This is a genomic window from Marivirga sericea (assembly GCF_900177665.1).
In the GTDB taxonomy this organism is placed as follows: Bacteria; Bacteroidota; Bacteroidia; order Cytophagales; family Cyclobacteriaceae; genus Marivirga; species Marivirga sericea.
The window spans coordinates 504,390-526,036 of record NZ_FXAW01000002.1 but is presented as its reverse complement, the minus strand read 5'-3'; the positions used below and the strand labels follow the sequence as shown (position 1 = coordinate 526,036).

The following is a 21,647-nucleotide window of genomic DNA, read 5'->3' as shown; positions in this document are numbered from 1 at the left end:
TCAATAATAAGTCGGTCTTAGACCGTTCGTCTTCATAATCGAAGTGCAAAAGTACGTAATAAGGCTGAGATATAATAATGAGGTGTTTTTATTTTAATGTAACTTATGTAAGCTACTAAACCACTCATCAGAATAACTCAATCTACTTTTTAAATACTATCTGAGCATTCACAACACTACCTTTTAAAAGTATAATCTTATAAAAGCATTCATTATCAAAAAGGGTTCATAATAATTTTCTTAATTTTGGGCTTATGGGAATACGTGCAGTACTAAGTAAACCATTGGCGGCTATTGTAGTCAACCAACAAAAAAAGTGGGCAGCTCATCCGGCACTGTCCCAAGTCAAAATATTTAAGAACATTATTCAGAAAGCCAAAAATACAGCTTTTGGGAAAGATCATGGCTTTGATAGCATTCAAACTTATGAAAATTTTAAAAAGCAAGTCCCTATTCGGGATTATGAGGGGCTAAAACCTTATGTCGATAAAATATTAAAAGGAGAGTCAGATGTGCTCTGGCCTGGAAAACCCGCTTATTTTGCCAAAACTAGTGGTACAACTTCAGGCACAAAATATATTCCGATTACTAAAGACTCTATTCCAAACCACATCAATAGTGCTAAAAATGCTTTGCTAAGCTATGTGCATGAAACAGGTAAATCTCAATTTCTTGATGGAAAATTAATTTTCTTATCAGGCGCTCCAACTTTAGAAAAGAAAGCAGGCATTAACACGGGACGTTTATCAGGAATTGTGAATCATCATGTTCCAAATTATTTAAGAACCAATCAACTTCCATCTTATGATACTAATTGTATAGAAGAATGGGAAGAAAAATTAGAACGTATTATTGATGAGACTTTGGACCAAGATATGAGCCTGATTTCAGGAATTCCACCCTGGGTGCAAATGTATTTTGATAGAATTCAGGCGCGAGTTGAAAAACCGATCAAAGACATATTTCCAAATTTCGAAATGTTTGTATATGGCGGTGTGAACTTTGAACCCTACAAAAATAAACTCTATGAAAGTATTGGTAAAAAAGTAGATTCCATTGAAACATATCCAGCTTCTGAGGGATTTATAGCTTATCAAGATACTCAGACCGAAGGAGGACTTTTACTTTTATTAAACAGTGGGATATTTTTTGAGTTTATTCCAGTTGAAGAATATTTTGATGAAAATCCAACTCGGCTTATGATAGACCAGGTGGAATTGGACAAAAACTATGCTTTAATCATCAATAGTAATGCAGGATTGTGGGGTTATTCGATTGGAGATACAGTAAAATTTGTTTCTACTAGTCCTTACAGAGTAGTGGTTTCAGGAAGGATTAAGCATTTTATTTCGGCATTTGGTGAGCATGTGATAGGTGAAGAGGTTGAAAATGCAATGAGAGCAACATTAGAAAAATTTGAAAATGTTAAAATAACCGAATTCACAGTTGCCCCACAGGTGACACCAAAAGATGGGCTTCCACATCATGAATGGTTCGTGGAATTTGACAACCCACCGATTGACTTAGAAGCCTTTTCTCAAGAATTGGATATCAATTTGAGAAAGCGAAATAGTTATTATGATGATCTGATTACGGGAAGCATTCTAAGAACTTTAAAAATTAGGACGCTTAAAAAAGCCTCGTTTATAAACTATATGCGCTCTGAGGGAAAACTGGGCGGACAAAATAAAGTACCTCGACTTTCAAATGATCGAAAATTAGTCGAGGCTTTGGAAAAGTATACACATTAACATTTATTTATATTAATTGACTTATGTCTAACAAAAAATCGATAGCCATCTTAGGCTCTACAGGTTCAATTGGAACTCAAGCTTTAGAGGTTATCAAATCACATCCTGATCATTTTCAAGTTGAAGTGCTAACTGCACAACATAATGCTGATCTCCTTATTCAGCAATCTATTCAATACAGACCCAATGCAGTGGTAATTGGAAACGAAGCTTTCTATGATCAAATATTCAACGTACTTGATCCTTTAGGAATAAAAGTTTACTCAGGCGAAAAATCCTTGGCTAGTGTGGTTCAAATGGACAGCATTGATGTAGTATTGACTGCATTAGTAGGCTACGCAGGCTTAGTACCTACCATAAAAGCCATCGAAGCTGGAAAACATATCGCCTTGGCGAATAAAGAAACCTTGGTAGTTGCAGGAGAATTAGTCACTTCTTTGGCTAAGGAAAAAGGCGTAAATATTTACCCTGTAGATTCTGAGCATTCCGCAATTTTCCAGTGCCTAGTTGGGGAATTTCATAATCCTATAGAAAAAATAATTCTCACTGCATCTGGTGGTCCTTTTAGAGGCAGAAACAGGAAATTTTTGGAGTCCGTTAAAAAAGAACAAGCTCTAAAACACCCCAATTGGGATATGGGAGCAAAAATAACCATTGACTCTGCTAGTTTGATGAATAAAGGTTTGGAAGTAATTGAAGCCAAATGGCTATTCAATCTTCGGGAGGATCAAGTAGATGTTGTTGTGCACCCGCAATCTATCATCCATAGTATGGTGCAGTTTGAAGATAGCTCAATAAAAGCACAAATGGGACTTCCAGACATGCGGGTGCCGATTATGTTCGCTTTAAGCTACCCTGACCGTTTGAAATCTGATTTTCCACGGTTTAATTTCATGGATTATCCGCAACTCACATTTGAGCAACCCGATAGCGATACATTCCGTAATCTAGCCTTAGCCTTTCATGCACTTGGAAGAGAAGGAAATGCAGCTTGTATTTTGAATGCAGCGAACGAAGTAGTAGTTTCGGCCTTTCTTGAAGATAAAATTTCCTTCTTAGGAATGTCAGAAGTCATAGAAAATTGCTTGGCAAAAGTAGCTTATGTCAAAACACCAAGCTTGGAAGATTATATTTCAACAGATAAAGAAACTAGAATTAAAGCTTTAGAGTTTATAAATTAATGGAAACAGTTATCATGATCGCCCAACTAATATTGGGCTTATCTATTTTAGTAGGATTGCACGAGTTTGGTCACCTTTTGGCAGCAAAAGCATTTGGTATGAGGGTGGAACAATTTTCAATAGGATTCCCTCCCAAAATTTTCAGTTTTAAATACGGTGAAACTGAATACGCACTTAGCGCTATCCCTTTAGGTGGTTTTGTAAAAATTTCAGGTATGATCGATGAATCTCTGGATACAAAAAACCTAGACAAAGAGCCCGAGCCTTATGAATTTAGGGCGAAACCCGCATGGCAAAGATTGATTGTGATGATGGGTGGCATTATTGTAAACGTTATCACCGGTATTATCATATTTATATTTCTACAGTATGGATATGGAGAAACTTATGAGTCGAAAGAAAATATAACTGAAAACGGCCTCTATGCGTATGAGCCCGCCAAAGAAATTGGATTACAGACTGGTGACATCATCATAAATGTAAATGGAAAAGAGTATGAAAAAGTTAGCGACCTAACTAGTTCTGACGTTCTGTTAGAATCTGACAGTTACTATACAGTATTGAGAAATGGGGAAGAAATCATTGTCCCTATTCCAAATGATATGATTGAAAGAATCTCCGAAGACAATCAGCGAGTCCCATTCATTCAGCCCTTGTATGAATTTGAAGTGGAAAGTATAACACCTCAAAGCAATGCTGATATGGCTGGTTTGATGCCAGGAGACAAGGTAATTGCTGTTAATGGTAAGGAAGTAAGATATTTCCAATTCTTTAGAGAAGTGCTTGAAAGTAATAAAGGTGAAGAAATTCGCTTGACCATTAAAAGAAATGAAAAAATAGAAACCCTTCAAGCTAGAGTTGGAGATGATGGCTTATTAGGTTTTAGACCTAAAATGAATGCCGAATTGGAACACGAAGAATTCAGCTTTGCTGAATCTATTCCTACAGGTACGAAAAAAGCGTTCAATGTAATTTGGTTAAATATTAAAGGTTTTGGTAAAATTTTCAGAGGCGAAGTTTCGGCTTCAGAATCATTGTCAGGACCAATTGGCATTGCTCAAATTTTTGGTGGAGAATGGGTATGGCAAAAATTCTGGGGAATAACTGGACTTCTTTCTATGGTCTTGGCTTTTATGAACTTCTTACCAATTCCTGCATTGGATGGAGGACATGTAGTATTCTTAAGCTATGAAATCATTTCTGGCAGAAAGCCTTCTGATAAATTCCTTGAGAATGCTCAAAAGGTAGGTATGGTTTTATTATTGAGCTTGATGGCTTTTGCCATTTTCAATGATATCTGGAAAGTAATTTTCTAATAATGAAGCCCACTAAAGTCTTAACTTATATCGTAATAGCAGCAGTCATTTTGATTGCTGTTTTTAGTTTGTTTGATGCAGGCGAAAGTCCGGAAGTAGAAAGCAATTACATTGAAGAAATGAAAGCTTTCCGTCATCAAAAGGACAGCTTTATGCGAAATGATGAAAAATCTCCTTTTATTGAACAAAATGTGGCCTTCAATGGGTTGAATTATTTCGATGTGGCTGAAAGCTTTAAAGTAAAGGCATCGGTTGAAGCCATTTCGGATGGGAAAATTTATGAGCTACAAACAAGCGATGATAAGATCAAAACTTTTCAAGCAGTCGCTATTTTACATTTTGATATAGTTGGCTCCCATCAAGATTTAACCTTATTGCAATCGGCTGAAGATGGGCATTTCTTTTTGCCATTTTATGATGAAACATCAGCTATCACTACCTATGGTGCAGGACGATATTTGGAAGTGGATTATAAAAAAGGGCAACCGCAAGTCGTTCTGGATTTCAATAAAGCTTATAACCCTTACTGCGCCTATACTGAAGGCTACAGTTGTCCCGTACCTCCACCAGAGAATAACATCTCTATTTCGATTAATGCCGGAGAGAAGAATTATGAATAAGTGAAAATAGTCAGTCTTTTCTTGTTTCTTATTTTATAACAAAAACTGCGCAGGCGTCTTTGACGCAAAAAAAATCTCGCAGAGCCGCTAAGGCGCAAAGTTTACGCAAAGGGAAACATAGCTTTTTGTCTTAAAATGGTAATTTCTCTCTTTTTTTACGTTGCGAGGTCATTGCGTCTTTGCGAGAGTCACCTCAAGCCTTTGGCTTGTAAACCGAAATGAAAGCCTTAGGCTTTTCCAGCGAAATAAAACAGGAAAAATTACGAATAAGCGCAATTAATCATTCTCCTTATCAATCATTTCTTTAATTTTGTTTTTAGAAAATAAAAACGAGCTTCAAAACACTCTCTTTTTTATTGTATAAGATAAATTAACAGAAATGAAGATAGCTTTAAACTGGTTAAAGAATTATATAAACATAACACAAACGCCTGAAGAACTTTCGGAAACCTTGACCAATACCGGTCTGGAAGTGGAAGGAATGGAAGAAGTTGAAACTGTGCCGGGAGGATTAAAAGGTTTAGTGATAGGTGAAGTTATAACTTGCCAAAAACACCCTAACGCAGATAAATTAAGCATTACTACAGTAAATATAGGAGAAGAGGAGCCCGTTCAAATTGTTTGTGGAGCTCCAAATGTAGCAGCTGGACAAAAAGTAGTAGTGGCAACGGTTAATTCCATACTATATCCAAATCCTGATGAGCCTTTCAAAATCAAGAAATCGAAAATCCGTGGTGAGGTTAGCATGGGAATGATTTGTGCTGAAGATGAAATTGGAATAGGCGCGAGCCATGACGGTATCCTTGTATTGGATACTGACAAGCCTAACGGAACTCCTGCTGCTGAATATTTCAATGTTGAATCTGATATCGTCTATGAAATAGGCCTTACGCCAAATCGAGCAGATGCAATGGGACATATTGGTGCTGCCAGAGACATCAAAGCAGTAACAGGTGAAGAAGTAAGATTTCCCTCTATACTTGATTTCAAAGTAGATAACCAAAATCTACCCATCAAAGTAGAGGTTGAAAATATAGTGGCTTGTCCTCGTTATAGTGGGGTAAGTATATCTGATATTAAGGTTGGAGCAAGCCCTGATTGGTTACAGAATGCTTTAAAAAGCATTGGGCTACAGCCTATCAATAACGTGGTAGATGTGACCAACTTTGTAATGCATGAACTAGGACAACCATTGCATGCTTTCAATGCGGACAAGATTTCAGGGAATACCATTAAAGTAAAAAACTTAGCTGAAGGCAGTAAATTCGTTACGCTAGATGAAAAAGAAAGAAAACTTTCTGCTAAAGATCTCATGATTTGTGATGGAAACTCCAATCCACTTTGCATAGCTGGCGTTTTTGGCGGAGTGGATTCAGGTGTGAAGGATGATACCACAAAACTATTTTTGGAATCCGCTTATTTCTCAGCCGATAGCGTGAGAAAAACCTCTCAGCAACATCAATTAAAAACGGATGCTTCCTTCCGATATGAAAGAGGAACTGATCCCAACATAACAGTTTATGCACTCAAAAGAGCAGCTTTATTAATTCAAGAAGTAGCTGGAGGTAAAATCACGAGTGAAATTCAAGATGCCTATCCTGAAAAGATTGCGGACAGAGAAGTGGTGATGAAATATAAAAACATCGACCGATTAATTGGAAAAAAGCTAGCACAGGATGAAATTCATACCATTCTCAATCGATTGGATATTGAAACCATTGATAGAATAGAAACAGGATTTACAGCTATAGTTCCACCCTACCGAGTGGATGTAACAAGAGAAGCGGATGTAATAGAGGAAATTATTCGAATTTATGGGTTCAACAATATTGACTTACCGGAAACACTTTCTAGTAGCTACATGGCTAGTTTTCCTGAAGTGGACCCTACTAAAATGAGAAAAGAAGCCGGGTTGCTACTGACTGCCAATGGGTTTCAGGAGATCATGACTAATTCATTGACAAAACCTCTATTTAGTAAACAATTGGATGGTTTCGTTGAAGCTGAAAATGTTGAAATGCTCAATAAATTAAGTGAGGACTTGGGCGTTATGCGTCAAGATTTACTTTTTACTGCCCTAGATGTATTAGCCTATAACATAAATCGGAGACAAACCGATCTAAAATTCTACGAATTCGGAAAAGTTTATAAAAAAATAAATTCAAAATATAAGGAGGAAATACGCCTTGGGATTTATCTGACTGGGAAAAACGAGACAGAAAATTGGATTCGAAAAAATGAATCTGTAAAATTTCATGATCTCTATTCGGCAGTTCTAAAAATTTTCAATAAATTTAATGCGGAAAGTATTGAAAATGAAGAATTTCAAGATGATTGCTTCGACTATGGCTTGAAGTTAAAAATCAAGCAAATTGAAGTAGCTGAACTGGGGAAATTAAGTAAAAAAACCCTGAAATTGAGTGCTTTAAAACAAGATGTTTTCTATGCTAACATTAATTGGAATGCAGTATTGAAGTTAGTCAATACAAACATCCAATTTGAGCCAGTAAGCAAATTCCCTGAAGTAAAAAGGGATTTATCTTTAGTGATAGATGACAATGTTTCATACGAAGAAATTAAGAAGATCAGTATGAAACAAGCACAATACTTAATCAGTAATATAGATGTTTTTGATGTTTATCAAGGAGATAAAATTGAAAAAGGAAAAAAAGCGTATGCTTTATCCTTTACCTTGCAAGACAAGACAAAAACATTGACAGATAAAATTATAGATAAAACAATGGAAAAACTGATGAAAGCTTTTGAAAACGAAATTGGGGCAATAATCAGAAAATAAAAATGAATCAAGCAGCAACACATAATGAATTGAATGCCCTAGAGCGAAAAGTTCAATTGCTTTTGAGTGAATTTCAAAATGCAAAGAATGAATTGAATGGCTTAAGGGCAGAAAACGAAGAGTTAAAGACTGCTTTAAAACAAAAAGACGAGAAAATTAACAACTTTCAAAATCAAGATAAAATTAGTAAAATTGTAGGAAGTATTGGGAAGAGTGAAGCTGAGGCTTCTGAGATGAAGGGTAAAATTGACGATTACATTAAAGAGATTGATAAGTGCATATTGCACTTGACAAGATAGATAATAACCGGTTTATGAGAGAACTTTCAATCAAGATTAAAATTGCCGACAGGGAATATCCTATGACAGTGCAGGCGGAGGAAGAAGAAAGAGTGAGAAGAGCCGGGAAATTAATCAATGAAAGATTGAAATCTTATAGAGAAAAATTTGGTATTGATGATAAGCAGGACTTACTTTCGATGGTAGCTTTTGACGCAATCGTTGATAGATTTGGCATTGAAGATAATTTGCAAAGCAATGATGAATCGGTTTTGAATAAAATAAAATCTATTGAACATTTAATTAATCAATCAATCTAAAACCTTTCCATTCAGGACAAATATCACCACTTCCCATTAAATGATAAATAAAAATGGGAACTATATACATAATCATTTCCGGAGTAGTAGGGCTACTTTTGGGTTTTTTTCTAAGCAAAATTGCTCAAAAAAGCCTACTAAGTAAGCTAGAAAAAGAGGCTCAAGACAAAGCAGCTTTGATTATTCGTGAAGCTGAGGTAAATGCAGAAAATACCAAAAAGGATAAGATGCTTGAAGCAAAAGAGCATTATCTTAAAAAGAAATCAGAATTTGAAGATGAGGTTGGGCAGCGCAAAAGCCAAATGTCTGCGAATGAGAATAAGCTGAAACAAAAAGAACAGAACCTATCCAAAGAGATTGAGCAGTTCAAACGAAAAGAGCACGAAACTCAAAAAATACAAGAAAACCTCCACGCTCAATTGGAAGTCATTTCTAAACGAAAGGAAGAGCTGGAAAAAGTAAAAGAGCAGCAGGTCAATATTTTAGAGAAGGCGGCTAATTTGACTGCAGATGAAGCTCGTGAGCAACTAATTGAGACTTTAAAAGATGAAGCTGAAACAAAAGCATCTTCTTTAATTAAGGACATCATGGAAGAAGCGAAACTTTCAGCCACCAAAGAAGCTAAGAAAATAGTCATCTCTACTATTCAAAGAACTGCCACAGAGCATGCCGTTGAAAATTGCGTATCGATCTTCAATATTGAAAGTGATGATATTAAAGGTAAAATTATTGGTAGAGAAGGGCGAAATATCCGTGCCCTAGAAGCTGCAACTGGCGTTGAGATCATTGTTGATGATACTCCAGAAGCCATCATAATTTCCGGTTTTGATCCGGTCAGAAGAGAAATTGCAAGATTATCTCTACACCGCTTGGTACAGGATGGTAGGATTCACCCTGCAAGAATAGAAGAGATCGTCAATAAAACAACCAAAAACATTGACGAAGAAATAGTCGAAATCGGTGAAAGAACAGTGATCGATCTCGGTATTCATGGATTACACCCTGAGCTTATTAAAATGGTAGGAAGATTACGATTCCGTTCTTCGTATGGACAGAATCTACTGCAACACTCAAGAGAAGTTGCGAATATGTGTGCCACCATGGCGTCAGAATTAGGATTGAATCCTAAACTGGCCAAAAGAGCGGGATTGCTGCATGATATAGGAAAAGTTTGGCCTGAAGAACCAGAACAACCACATGCTATTATCGGTATGGAGTTCGCTAAGAAATTCAAGGAGCATCCTGAAGTTTTAAATGCAATTGGTGCTCACCACGATGAGATTGAGATGACTACTTTGATCTCTCCCATAGTTCAAGCTTGTGACGCAATTTCAGGCGCAAGGCCAGGTGCAAGGAGAGAAATCATGGATAGTTACATCAAAAGGTTAAAAGAGCTTGAAGAGCTTGCATTAAACTTTGATGGTGTAAATAAATGTTATGCTATACAAGCAGGCCGTGAATTACGAGTGATGGTGGATGCTGAAAATGTATCCGATCAAAAAGCAGGACAGCTGTCATTTGATATATCTCAAAAAATCGAAAAGGATATGCAATATCCAGGGCAAATTAAAGTAACGGTAATTCGTGAAATGAGATCTGTTTCCTATGCGAAGTAATAAAAAAAGAATCACTATACCCGATAGCCCTTTTCAGAAATGATCAGGGCTTTTTTTATAAACAACAAACTGTATCCTTCAATTATTCCCTCCTTAAATCCGCTGCATTCATTTTAGTAGTTGACTATTTGCTACAAACTAGTTTTTTACATAATCTCAGCAGCTCCTATCAAGACAACAACTGACTACTACTGAGAATATTTCTATAGGACATAGTACATATTACATGACTTAGATCATACTAAATCCTGATTCTATACCTAAACACCTAAAAACCAGTTGTTTAAATTATTTTAAAGGAAAGTAAATCGTATTTTAGTTAAACAGCATACAATATACTGGTAGATTATTTCAAACCTTTAAAGTTAGAAATCATGGAACTCAAGAAAAACCCAAATGTTGACATTTACCGATTTAAGAACGTTTTTTTTAACTTCGGATTAGCAGTTTCTATTTCTTTAGTCTTTGCTGTATTTCAATACAAAACTTTTGACAGTAGTGCACTAGTTGATTTGGGAGATGTTAAAGACCATACACATGAAGTTCTAGATATACCACCGACCATACAACCACCTCCTCCACCCCCAAAAATTCAATTACCTGAAATAATTGAAGTTGCAAACGAGGAATTAATAATTGATGACCTAGAAATAAATGTGGATATTGAAATGAATCAAGAGACAAGAATTACAGAGATAGCTTTTGATGATAATTTAGAAACTGACGCTCCCGATGAGGAGAAAGCAGATGAAATTTTTATGATTGTTGAACAAGCTGCAGAACCTGTTGGAGGGGTAAGAGCATTCTATGCTTATGTTGGCGATCAATTGAGAGATAATTATCCAGCTGCCGCTTCTAGAATGAATATAGAAGGGGTGGTATACATCCAATTTGTAATCGAAAAAGACGGAAGCATTACGCAGGTTCAGGCTGTTAAAGGAATTGGTGGAGGATGTGACGAATTAGCCGTTCGCGTTGTCGAAAATTCTCCAAAATGGATTCCTGGTAAACAAAGAGGACGAGCTGTTAGATCAAGGAAAGTAATTCCAATTCGTTTTGTATTGAAACAAAAATAGCTGATTGAAACCCTACAAAAACCCTGACAGTTTCCACTATCAGGGTTTAACTTTTTGCAGATACAAAGCAGTTGCTTTAATAACTCATAACTGATTGTATAACAATATTTTAATATCAACAAGATGAAACGAAGGGTCTGTCACAGTGTGATTTGAACCAAAAGACCACATTGAAGAACATTTGATTTCTTTCTAATTCTGGCTAATTTCTATCTCCTACCATACAAAATACACCAATACTGCACTAGATATTATTTTTCGTCATCTTTTAAGGCGTCTTTTTGAAATGCCCTCTTGATAAAAAGAAAATCACTTAAATCTTCATTTTTGCCGAATTCACCCATCCTGGGTGTCGGTTCCAATTTCTCTAGTTCCGTTTTAATTTCCGAGAGAGTCAAGATCCTGTCGGAACCACCGTAAGTCCTCAGTGCTTCAATAAATTTTTGGGCGAATGGTGAATGCTCCCCTGGAATTCCATCTGAAACGTATTCTTTACCTCCGGAGGTCAAATATCTTCTGGTGGTATGGGATAACTTTTTAGCTAAAAAATCCTTATCAGGATCCGTAATATCAGGACCTCCCCTACTTGCAGCTATTTCCGGATCAAGAGTTCCGCCAAAGCACACATCCATGGTGAGAAAAATATGTTTACATGGAATATTGTTAATGACAGTCTTTAAACGAGAGTGGGAAATGTAACTTGTTTTACTTTTATCGATAGCCACGGAGTTTTTGGCCACAACGTATCCTTCACCAAAATCTTCATCAAACTGGCCATGGCCCGCAAAAAAGATCATTAGCTGATCCTGTGGCTTATAAGCCTTTCTATTATATTCTAGAATTTTTCTAAAAACCTCTTTTTTAGTTGTATTTTCAACAACTTCCACCTCAAACCCATACGTCTCCCTCAGTTCCTTTGCGATTGAATTCCCATCATAAATCGGATTTACTAAATCACTCCAGTTATCGTATTTGTTGGTGGCAAAGATTAATGCATAATCTTTTCTATCTATAGACACTGCATTTTTCATTGCATCCATACCCACAAGTATAGAACGTGTGCTTAAAACTGTTCCGCCCTTTTTTGTTTTAGCTTTTAAGCTAATAAGTATATCTCCATCTGGTAGAAAAAAATTCTTTTCTATGGTCAGCCCTCTTTTGCCTTCTCTTAGCTCGTAAATCTTCGTGCCTATTATTTGTTTATTGCTTTTTTCAACTAATTGAATTTCCACCTCTTCGAGATCGCTCGTAGCGCTAACTTCAGCTTTTAAAGTAACATCATTTTTCGTGCTGTTGCTGTATTCTAAGGCTGGATTAATCCAGACTATTTGTGGCAATTCAATCAGCTCTCCTGATTTCATGGAGCTATCTACCTGAAAATGGACTGATTTTGTTGAAATTATTTGTCCTGTTCCAATCGAAGAAAGGACTATGAATAATACTAAAAAAAAGAATTCTTTTATTCTGTACATAAAAAGCTGTATCATTTTAATTCAATTTCATTATTCTACCTGTAAAAACATCTTTTTTATCCCCAGTTATAGATAGACGATACAGATAAATTCCTGAAGCAGCTTCATTACCATCATCATTAACGCCATCCCATTTCAATCGATGGAAACCACTTTTATAAGCCGTATTGTTTCTTAGCTGTTTTACTATTTTACCACTCAAATCTGTGATCTCAGCTGAAATTCTATATCGTTTTTTAGAATCAGGCAAGTTCATTCCTATAATGGCAAAATCTGTCATTGGGTTTGGATAAGGCTGCCCCACCTGAAGAGCTCCTAAATTGATAGGCTTCGAATTATACTTACGATAGATAATTTTAAATTTCGGCTTCCTCTCGGAGGTGAAATAATATTCATTTTGCAAGGCCATGTCTAGCATCATTAAAGAATTCATTTCTACCAGAAAAAGCTGATTGGGTAATATTCCTGCCGAATTCCAGCTTAATGTAGTCGGAGAATCATGCTGATGACTATTAATTGTCAAATCCCAATCATACTCTCTTTGATTATTTACTACATCATTTTTATAATTTGAATAAAATCGTTCCTCTTTATTTAAATTTATCTCCAGATACTTCGAAAAATGCGGTGGGTTGGCTAAATCAAATTTATCCAAACTGACGGATGCATCGGAATGCATTCCAATTCTGCCTGTATTAATAAATTCATTTTGCTCCACTTCAAAATCCAACTTCCAGGAAAAGGGTACTTCATTTACATCGCTTTCATTGCTATTGCTATTAATTGAAGCTTTCAGTTGTAGGTCCTCCTCCACCAAAACAAAAGCTCCTTCGTAAGGCTCAAGCGTTTCGGATGCCTCATAAACTGAGTCATATTTGTGTAGTGTGGATCCTTCAAGGGCAGTACCCTCTGTAATCTTACCCCAATCCAAAGCTATAGGGTAAGGATTACCAATCTGATTCCATCCTTTTTCTAATTGCCAAACAAAAGCATTATTTTCTTTATATTGATAGAGTTTACCTGAGCCAAAAGTTATCTCCGGATTTTCCACTGTAGTAGTAAACCAGTAACTTTCTCCCGGCTTAAAATTTACTAAGCGAGGAATACCCTCATACTCTTCATTCTGAGGATTCCAGTGCAATATCCTAAAATCATTGATAGAATAAACCACTCCAAGCTGTTGTTCCAGAAAAGATTTTATTTCATTATTATTTAAATCATAAGGAATGGAAAGCATCTTATAATCTGTGGATAATCTGCCTGTTCCAAGATTTTCGGCGGGCAAATTACTATATGGATTGTTATCCAGTAGTTCTCGATAAAAATAAAAAACATCACTGGAATCAACATTATCGCTTTTATCTTCCGCTATAAATTGTACTTTTAACCCAAATGCATCGAATTGATCATCAGGAAGAGGAAATTCTATTTTTTCCTGTACTTCTTGATAGGAAACACCTGCTTCCTTATTAAAATTTTCTTGTATAATGCCCCCATAAAGAACCTTCACAGTATCCAATTCCCAATCAGTGATTTTAATATCCAGTTCAATGTTTCCATCTTCCGAGACAGAAATAATATTGTTTTCAGGAAAGAATGGTTCTATTTTGGGTTGTTCTGCATCTAAATACTCTTCAATAATAATATCAAACAGCTCCTCTGTCGAAAGCCCTGTCTCATTATTCGTAGTTTTTAGATTGATTTGATAGATTGAATCTTTTTCATGATTTATGTTTTCAAAGCTTTTAAATGCAAGCTGATTGGAATCTATAATTTCAAAAAGTGAATTATCCTTACTATCTCCATTTTGGGTATCAACAATTGAGTATGAATGAGACCCATTATTCTGGTCAGTTGTGCTTAACTCCCCAATAATTAACCCGTTAGGATTCTCCTCTATATTTTCATTCATGCTGTTATTGGTCAATATTATTCCTTTCGGAGCAGTTGGACTATTTTCCCCATAAACTTCCAGACTAAAATCTTGTGTATAATTGGTAATTTTACCGGAGGAATGATTAGCATCTTCTAGATACAGCTGAAACGTAAACATATTATTTTCTTGATTATCTGGATCGTATTCAATGTCATTGAGCGCTCTTAAAACGTATGCCTCGCCTGTATAGGAGATATAGAAATTCTCAGCTCCGTTATTGCCGAGGATTTCTGAAAATGAAATACTATAATCACTATTATAGGTGTCTGTAAGATTTGTATCTAAATCCTGGTCTCTAATCAATATTTCAGTAATAATCTCTTCTGCTACTTTTGGTGCAAATTCATTGGCTTCGAGCTTGAGTGCCAGGGAATCCGGAGGATCATTGGCATCGGTTACGTTAATACCTAAACTCTTACTAAATGTAGCCCCTGTCTCATCTTCAACTTGTATTCTGATATTAAGTAAATTCTGTACTTCGTAATCTAAAACAGCAGTAGTTCTTAAAACAGATGGATCAACAGAATTATCAATTAAAAAGCTTCCATTATCTTCACTGCCATCGCCAGAAATCAGTGTATAATTAAATGTATCATTGGTATCCTGATCATCTGCACTTAAATCTGCAACTTTGGTCTCCTCTGCCTCACCTTCCAAAATAGAAGTATTGCTTAGCTTTATATCTGCAGGGCTATCATTAGCATCTGTTACAGAAATACTCATGACCTCTTCATAGGTAAGGCCGTGTGGGTCTGTTGTCTGAATTCTAATGCTTAGGCTTGCCTTACTTTCATAATCAAATCCTCCTGATGTAATCAATTCATCTTGGGAAATACTGAAAAGATTATTATCTGCATCACCCTCACCACTTATTAAACTATAGCTGAATTCGCTATCATCAAAATCAGTGGAAGAAATAGTAGCAACTACAATTTCAGAATTTATGGCCTCACTTACAGTATTATTTGAAAAATCAATGTTAGTTGGATACTCATTTACCTTATACAAAAAATAGTAACCATCATAAGTACCTGAAGCTAAATGAGCTAAATAATACAAAGTGTTATTCAGAGAAATAAGTCTTTTAGGGTAGGTAGAATACTCTTCTAATACTTCGCCCACTCCTTTATTTATCAAGAATTGCTGAGAAAAGTCATCATTTGTGACTTCTTCTGCGACTTGAAAGCCGTCAGTCTCTGACAAAAGATTCAGTTCAAAGCCATTTGCGGGCGTATACGCTACCACAAAATTATTATCAGCAGTGGTAGCAAACTCAGGCCTGAAATTATATCCAACTTCTTCATAATCTGCAAAATCTTTATCCACTAAGATTTCATTTGCATCAAGATCGTAATACAAAAGCTCATCTGATTTTTGAATCAAAGTTTCAGAGGAGTATAGACTTAAATAACGTTGATTGGAAATTTTACCGTAAAAAGGAGTATTTGTAAAAGAAAACAAGTTTCCCTGATTCACAAATTCCACTAAAGAATTAATAATCATCACCTCATTATTTCCATTGACCAAGGCGACATAGTCATTGGACAATTGTAAAACGTTTTGAAGGTTACTGTCTAAAAATGCGCCTAAATTGACAAAATCACTTAATGAAGATATATTACCATTAGTATCTACGATTTCAACATTGTTGCTTGCGGAAACATAAAACCCAATATAACCAGCCCCTAATTTGAAAAAACTTTCGCCTCTTAAAGTAACTGCCTCTGTTTTATTGAGATCTGGAGCCACCTTAATTACCTTATCCTGCGAGCTGTAATAAACCTGGTCATTGATAAGTGTAAATGATACATCATTCGGCTGAGAGAAGTTGTTTAGCTTGGCGGGTTCTGTTTGAGTATCGATATAGTAGAGAATAATATCTGATTGTGAAAGATTATTTGCAAGTATCCATAATTTCCCATCAGAACTTATTTCGAGTTGGTAATTCTCTTGAAATGTGAGACCAGCAATTTTACCGGAGGAACTCTGATAATATAATCCATAGTCGCCTAATGGAGACTCTTTACCAATTAAGTAAATCTCATCGGCAACAAGAAATACATCCTCTAAAATTACTGACCCTAAATCGCTTAAAGTGTTGTCTGTTAAATTATAAGTCTGTGCAGTTTGAAAATTACCGGAAGCATCGAAAGTATTGAAAAAAAGGTACGAGCCGCTTGCGTTAATCTTGAGATCTACAAATTCTGCTTCAGCATACCCTATCTTAATTAAGGCCTGAGCCTCCTCTTGCAGCACATTGTAAAAAAATAAGGAGTCATCAGTATAGGTGATCAAACCATCATTATACTCGATTATATCTGAAATGGGCATATCTTTAATCGATAACCTCGATATCATATCTGAACTCATATTATCCACAAACCCACCCTCGTACTGAGAAAAGGCAAATTCAGGGATTAACAGCATAAATACTATAAAATATCTGTACAATTTATACATAAATAATATTATTTAATTGGGCGGATTGACAGGGTCTTCTATTGGTTGCACCTCATCCGGGCCTCCACCTGAAGAACTTGTAAACTGGGTAATTAAAAAATACACACCACCACCAGCAATTGCCAAAGGAGCAATCTGAAAGATTAAGGGAATCTTGCGTTTGACCTCAAATACCCGGGAAAAAACAATGTCATCAATATTTTCTTGATCTGAGATCCTTAACCTGTAACCTTCCCCTGGTTTGGTATTCTTGGGCAATATCAAATCATAGCTGCCTACATTGGCTACATCTGGAAAGGTTTCTATTTTAACATCTCCTTTATATAAATCGATATCCAGTATAGTACTGGAAGATCCGCCTGACCACCTTAATAAATATTCTTTCCCTCTCTTAAGACTTTCATAATTAAAATCATCCAACCTCACAAAAGGAATGTAAACTCTTCCTCTAACTTCTAGAGCAATTTTGTCATTAAAATTTACACCATACTCGGCAAATGGATCCCAGATTAGTTCTTTGTTACCGCCCGGATATAAATCTATACCCACCGCTCCTTTTACTTCTTTTAAAGGGGAAGCATAATTGTTTTTTGAGCAATACAACCGTACTTGATAAGCTCTACCCAATGAATCATCTAAAAGATTGTAAAGCACATGTACTTTTGAATCTTTGAAAAACATCCTTTCAATTTCGATTCTTTGAGATTTGCCTTGGTGGCAATATTGGATAAAAAATAATGACAAGAATATGCCTTTTATAAGATAGTGCAACATTTAAAGTTTAAAGTCCAGTAACTGTTCGCAATACATATTGTAACAGCCTTTTAAAGAAAAAGGTTATAAAATCAGGTTCTAATGTAGATTAATAAATACCTAGGCAGGAAAATATTAGAAAAAATAAGTTGGAATCAGAGCTGTGAGTTCTCTCATACATTTCATACTGATGCATTTTCTTTTCAACAGTCAGTATACTTCTGATTTCATGAGAAAATAATCATTCCTACTCCCGAAAGAGACTTGAATTTTTTACCATAAAAAAACCCCGACAGTTTTCACTATCAGGGTTTGATTTTCTGCAAAGGCGGAGAGATTTTTTTTACTTATAATTGTTTTTTAGGAGCCCATTTTATCCCTTTAATTACAAATTGTTATTTACGACAATTCTCATTTAATAACTCCACCAATTCATAAACCATAGTTACAGGATTTTGATCATGGTAAGGCAAATGTGCAGTCTTCTCAAATAGTTTCCTTGCTCTATTTATAGCCTCGAATTGAGAAGCATCTTCATCTTTTTCTAATAAGTTAAAAACCTCGTTGCAAAAATTATATTTTTTCCCTTCTTTTACATAATTACATCCCCAAGCGTTACTTAAGAAATCGTAATAAAATTCTCTATGATTACTTTGCTCACTGTAATGATAGTGGAGGTAAAACCATAAATCAAAGCAGTCATTTGAATACGCTATATTATATCCTTTTGCCTTGCCAGATGTAATTCCGTTATCAAAATCTGAAAACTCTTGGGCCCCATGTTTAATGTCCATATCAAAAACGCACCAAATCTCATCATATTTTGTAGCACTATTTTCAACAATATCCTCCGTAACCTGTATCAGTTTTGTTTTACTCTGACCACCAAGGTCAATAGCCTCGACTGTAAGAGTTAAAACTGGGAAGGATTTAAAATATAACTGTTCAGTTTGGCCCTCTGTGACAATAAGGATTACTTTGTTTACCTCCCTAGTCTCTATTTGATAACTAGATGCTCTCTTCTTTCTATTCCACGCTTTTGACTGGTCTGTTTTTTTTATTGACTTGGTAGGTTTCGGCATTTCTCTAATTTTATTGTAAAATCTTACTGAAATCTCCTAAGAAAGGAATAGCTCCATACTTTCCATCAATATAATCTTTTTCAAAAGATGCATTATTTCTAATCCCTTTAAATTGGACTAAGGAATATAAATGACTTGAACCAAATTTATCTTTTTCTGTAAAATCAATTTGGTCTCGTCTTAAAAGGTCAGATGACAAAAGGTTTGTATCATGTGTTGTGAATATAAATTGCGACCCCGTATTTTCATTGGAGTTAAATAATTCTAAAATCTTTTTTGTTAACAATGGGTGGAATCTGGCATCGAATTCATCGATAATGATAATCCTCTCTTCTTTCAAAGCCTCATAAATGAATGGACTTAATTCAAAAAGTTTTTGTGTTCCCTCTGATTCATGTAACTGAAATGATAGCTCTTGATTCCCAACAAACTTTTTATTCTTGTCATACACTTTCCTCATAGAGAGTAAATATTTCCTTTCCTTGAGACTTTCAAAGGCTCTCTTGGTATCCTCGTCTATATCCTTAGGCAAATCTTCTCGTGAAATTTCCATTGGATTTAAGTCTTCAATGCCAATATCTCCAAATTTTAGAAACTTCAGAATGTATTCCTTCATTGCTTCATCCTCTAAAGATTCACCTGCATACTCAAACATACCTTTATCGCCTAGGCCACTAATTACATAAATTGACTTAAAACACTTGACAAGTTGTTTTGATGTTTTTCCAAAGCCAAAACTTGCTAGAGTTGATAATAGCAGTGAATTATCACGGAAGATATCATTTTCATCTGAATCATCTTCAATAACTAATAGTGATTTTAACATGTTAGCCTCGCCAAAATTCTTTTTATCAACATGGTCTACATTCCTACCCTCTCTGATAAAGTAAATCAACTCTCTCTCCCCCGGCTTTCCATATAGCCATTCAGATAGGATTTCATTATTATCCAATTCAAAGCCGTATCTATATCGAACATCATTCTCCCAAAAAATAATCTGAAAGAAACTGGGTTCAAGGTCAGATTCACTAGACAATTTAAATGAATCTACCATATTTAAAACTCTTTCATCTTTTACAGAGTGCTCAATAATTCGGATAAAGGTGATGAAGGCTTTTACTACATTACTTTTACCACTAGCATTAGCACCATAAATGGCTTTAGATTTCAAGAAAGAAACCTTCTCTATATTTCGTCCGTGGATGATATTAGTTTTATCAACATCTTTATTTTTTGATTTGATTTTTGCAGCAGACATATTCAAAGTGTTAACATCTTTGAAAGACCTGAAATTACCAAAACTAAACTCTTGGAGCTTCATAAGTTATATTAAAATTTGCATATATATTGCAAATATAGGTATAATAAATGGTTGTGCGAATTTAAATTAAATTTATTTTACTTTACAAAAATGGGAGATTTTCCGCAAAAAAGGACACAAAAAAACCCTGACAGTGTGTTCACTATCAGGGTTTAATTTTCTGCAGAGGCGGAGGGATTCGAACCCCCGGTACCTCGCGGTACATTGGTTTTCAAGACCAACGCGATCGACCACTCTGCCACGCCTCTATTCGTTTTTTGGGAATCCTATTCCCGAATTGGATTGCAAAGGTATGCGAAAATATTTTTCGTACAAGCTGAATTTTAAAAAATATTACAGACGATGCAATTTATTTTCTTTTGCCTTCTCCAAACTAACATTTAACTCTAATCCTATGATTAAGAATAGAGACAAGAACGAAAACCATATCATGATGGCTATCAATGCTCCGATTGAACCATAAAGCTTATTATAGGTCCCGAAATTATTGATGTAAATAGAAAACCCAAATGAAACCGCTAAACATAAAAAAGTTGCTAAAATGGAACCAGGATTGAAAAAGTGCCATTTCTTATGTATAGCTGGAGCCCAGTAGTAGATTACTGAAATAGCTATTTGAAAAAGGAAGAATATCACCAAAAATCTTAAACCAACAAAGATATACACCTCAAGGGTATCATTAATTATCCCAAAATCTTCCAAGAAATAAATCAGCTGCTGTGCAACAATCAATAAAAGAATGGACGCAACGAGTACAAAAGCTAACAGAAAAGTTAGACCTATAGCAATGGCTTTAGCTTTGATAAATCCTCTGCTATCTTTTGTTCGATAGGTCTGATTAAATGCAGTCATCAATGCGCTTGTTCCATTAGTAGCAAAATAAAGCGCAAAGATGAAACCCACAGAAAGTAAGTCTCCCCGTGACTTCGATAAAATATCAACGATAGTTGACTGCGCCACTTCGTATACTGATTCAGGCATAGTTTCTTCTAACAAACTCATGACCTCTTGCTGTAAATTATCTATAGGCAAGTAGGGTATAAGCGTGAACAGAAAGATAATAGCAGGAAATATTGCCAACGTAAATTGAAAGGCTACATTATTGGCTCTTTCAATCAAATTATGATCACCGAGTTCATCTATAAAAATTTTGATTAGGGTAAAATATGAGACTCCACTCCTTTTCAGACGCTTTCTTTTCAAGAAGTGAATAATACTTCTAAAAAAGCCAATGGACATTATGATGCGTAAATATTTAAACTTCATTTGAAATAAGGTTCCATAATTTTACTTAAAACATTGGGCATTTGACAAGGTTTCCCTGTATTTCTATCAACAAAAACCAGTACCGTATAACCTTTATGGATTAATTTTTCTTCTTTGTATACTTCGTATTCATATCGAATCCTCGTTTCGGGGAATTTAGGAATAGATAATTTAATAGTCAATTCATCATCATATCGGGCCGGTCTCAAATACTTGGAATAATTTTCCAAAACTGGCATAATAACTCCTTCCTCCTCTATTTCTCTGTAAGATAGACCTAATCCACGAATAGATTCTGCCCTAGCTACTTCAAAATAAGTAGCATAGTTCCCATAGTACACATAGCCCATTTGGTCAGTTTCAGCATAACGCACCCTCAATTTGTGTTCGAAATGATACATA

16 protein-coding genes and 1 tRNA gene are annotated in these 21,647 nt (G+C 35.5%); 9 read left to right on the top strand and 8 right to left on the bottom strand.

The window, feature by feature from the left end; translation table 11 throughout:
• Positions 1-254: 254 nt before the first annotated feature.
• From B9Y84_RS07590 to B9Y84_RS07550, 9 genes are all read left to right on the top strand, one after another.
• On the top strand, positions 255-1,751 hold the full coding sequence (locus B9Y84_RS07590) for a GH3 auxin-responsive promoter family protein (protein ID WP_085516478.1): 1,497 nt from the start codon (positions 255-257) through the stop codon (positions 1,749-1,751).
• Positions 1,752-1,774: 23 nt separating this feature from the next.
• Positions 1,775-2,932 (top strand): 1-deoxy-D-xylulose-5-phosphate reductoisomerase, encoded by a 1,158-nt coding sequence (locus B9Y84_RS07585; protein ID WP_085516477.1) that lies wholly within the window; start codon positions 1,775-1,777, stop codon positions 2,930-2,932.
• Complete coding sequence (gene rseP / locus B9Y84_RS07580; protein WP_085516476.1) at positions 2,932-4,248, top strand: RIP metalloprotease RseP; 1,317 nt, start codon at positions 2,932-2,934, stop codon at positions 4,246-4,248. The genes B9Y84_RS07585 and rseP overlap by 1 nt, the downstream gene beginning before the upstream one ends.
• Positions 4,249-4,250: 2 nt before the next feature.
• Positions 4,251-4,868, top strand: a complete 618-nt coding sequence (locus tag B9Y84_RS07575; protein ID WP_085516475.1) for a DUF1684 domain-containing protein — start codon at positions 4,251-4,253, stop codon at positions 4,866-4,868.
• 379 nt (positions 4,869-5,247) lie between these two features.
• The gene (gene pheT, locus B9Y84_RS07570) at positions 5,248-7,665 is read left to right on the top strand and encodes a phenylalanine--tRNA ligase subunit beta (RefSeq protein ID WP_085516474.1); all 2,418 of its coding nucleotides are present in this window, start codon (positions 5,248-5,250) and stop codon (positions 7,663-7,665) included.
• Positions 7,666-7,667: 2 nt separating this feature from the next.
• A complete protein-coding gene (locus B9Y84_RS07565) occupies positions 7,668-7,964 on the top strand; it encodes a hypothetical protein (protein ID WP_085516473.1) in 297 nt (98 codons plus the stop codon).
• Positions 7,965-7,978: 14 nt separating this feature from the next.
• Positions 7,979-8,263 (top strand): cell division protein ZapA, encoded by a 285-nt coding sequence (locus tag B9Y84_RS07560; RefSeq protein ID WP_085516472.1) that lies wholly within the window; start codon positions 7,979-7,981, stop codon positions 8,261-8,263.
• Between the two features lie 53 nt (positions 8,264-8,316).
• Complete coding sequence (rny, locus tag B9Y84_RS07555) at positions 8,317-9,879, top strand: ribonuclease Y (protein ID WP_085516471.1); 1,563 nt, start codon at positions 8,317-8,319, stop codon at positions 9,877-9,879.
• A 374-nt stretch (positions 9,880-10,253) separates the two neighbouring features.
• A complete protein-coding gene (locus tag B9Y84_RS07550) occupies positions 10,254-10,955 on the top strand; it encodes an energy transducer TonB (RefSeq protein ID WP_085516470.1) in 702 nt (233 codons plus the stop codon).
• Positions 10,956-11,206: 251 nt separating this feature from the next.
• On the opposite strand, the gene B9Y84_RS07545 is transcribed toward B9Y84_RS07550, so the two are convergent.
• The 8 genes from B9Y84_RS07545 to B9Y84_RS07510 form a co-directional block, all read right to left on the bottom strand.
• Positions 11,207-12,442, bottom strand: a complete 1,236-nt coding sequence (locus B9Y84_RS07545; RefSeq protein ID WP_085516469.1) for a caspase family protein — start codon at positions 12,440-12,442, stop codon at positions 11,207-11,209.
• A 1-nt stretch (position 12,443) separates the two neighbouring features.
• Positions 12,444-16,823 (bottom strand): cadherin repeat domain-containing protein, encoded by a 4,380-nt coding sequence (locus tag B9Y84_RS07540; protein ID WP_085516468.1) that lies wholly within the window; start codon positions 16,821-16,823, stop codon positions 12,444-12,446.
• A 12-nt stretch (positions 16,824-16,835) separates the two neighbouring features.
• Positions 16,836-17,567, bottom strand: a complete 732-nt coding sequence (locus tag B9Y84_RS07535; protein WP_139827977.1) for a hypothetical protein — start codon at positions 17,565-17,567, stop codon at positions 16,836-16,838.
• A gap of 404 nt (positions 17,568-17,971) precedes the next feature.
• The gene (locus B9Y84_RS07530; RefSeq protein ID WP_085516466.1) at positions 17,972-18,658 is read right to left on the bottom strand and encodes an RloB family protein; all 687 of its coding nucleotides are present in this window, start codon (positions 18,656-18,658) and stop codon (positions 17,972-17,974) included.
• Positions 18,659-18,668: 10 nt separating this feature from the next.
• Positions 18,669-19,979, bottom strand: a complete 1,311-nt coding sequence (locus B9Y84_RS07525) for an AAA family ATPase (protein WP_085516465.1) — start codon at positions 19,977-19,979, stop codon at positions 18,669-18,671.
• 163 nt (positions 19,980-20,142) lie between these two features.
• Positions 20,143-20,227, bottom strand: a tRNA-Ser gene (locus B9Y84_RS07520).
• Between the two features lie 85 nt (positions 20,228-20,312).
• Complete coding sequence (locus B9Y84_RS07515) at positions 20,313-21,245, bottom strand: YihY/virulence factor BrkB family protein (protein WP_085516464.1); 933 nt, start codon at positions 21,243-21,245, stop codon at positions 20,313-20,315.
• Entirely contained in the window at positions 21,242-21,646 is a 405-nt protein-coding gene (locus B9Y84_RS07510) for an acyl-CoA thioesterase (RefSeq protein ID WP_085516463.1), read from the bottom strand. The genes B9Y84_RS07515 and B9Y84_RS07510 overlap by 4 nt, the downstream gene beginning before the upstream one ends.
• Between the last annotated feature and the right edge of the window lies 1 nt (position 21,647).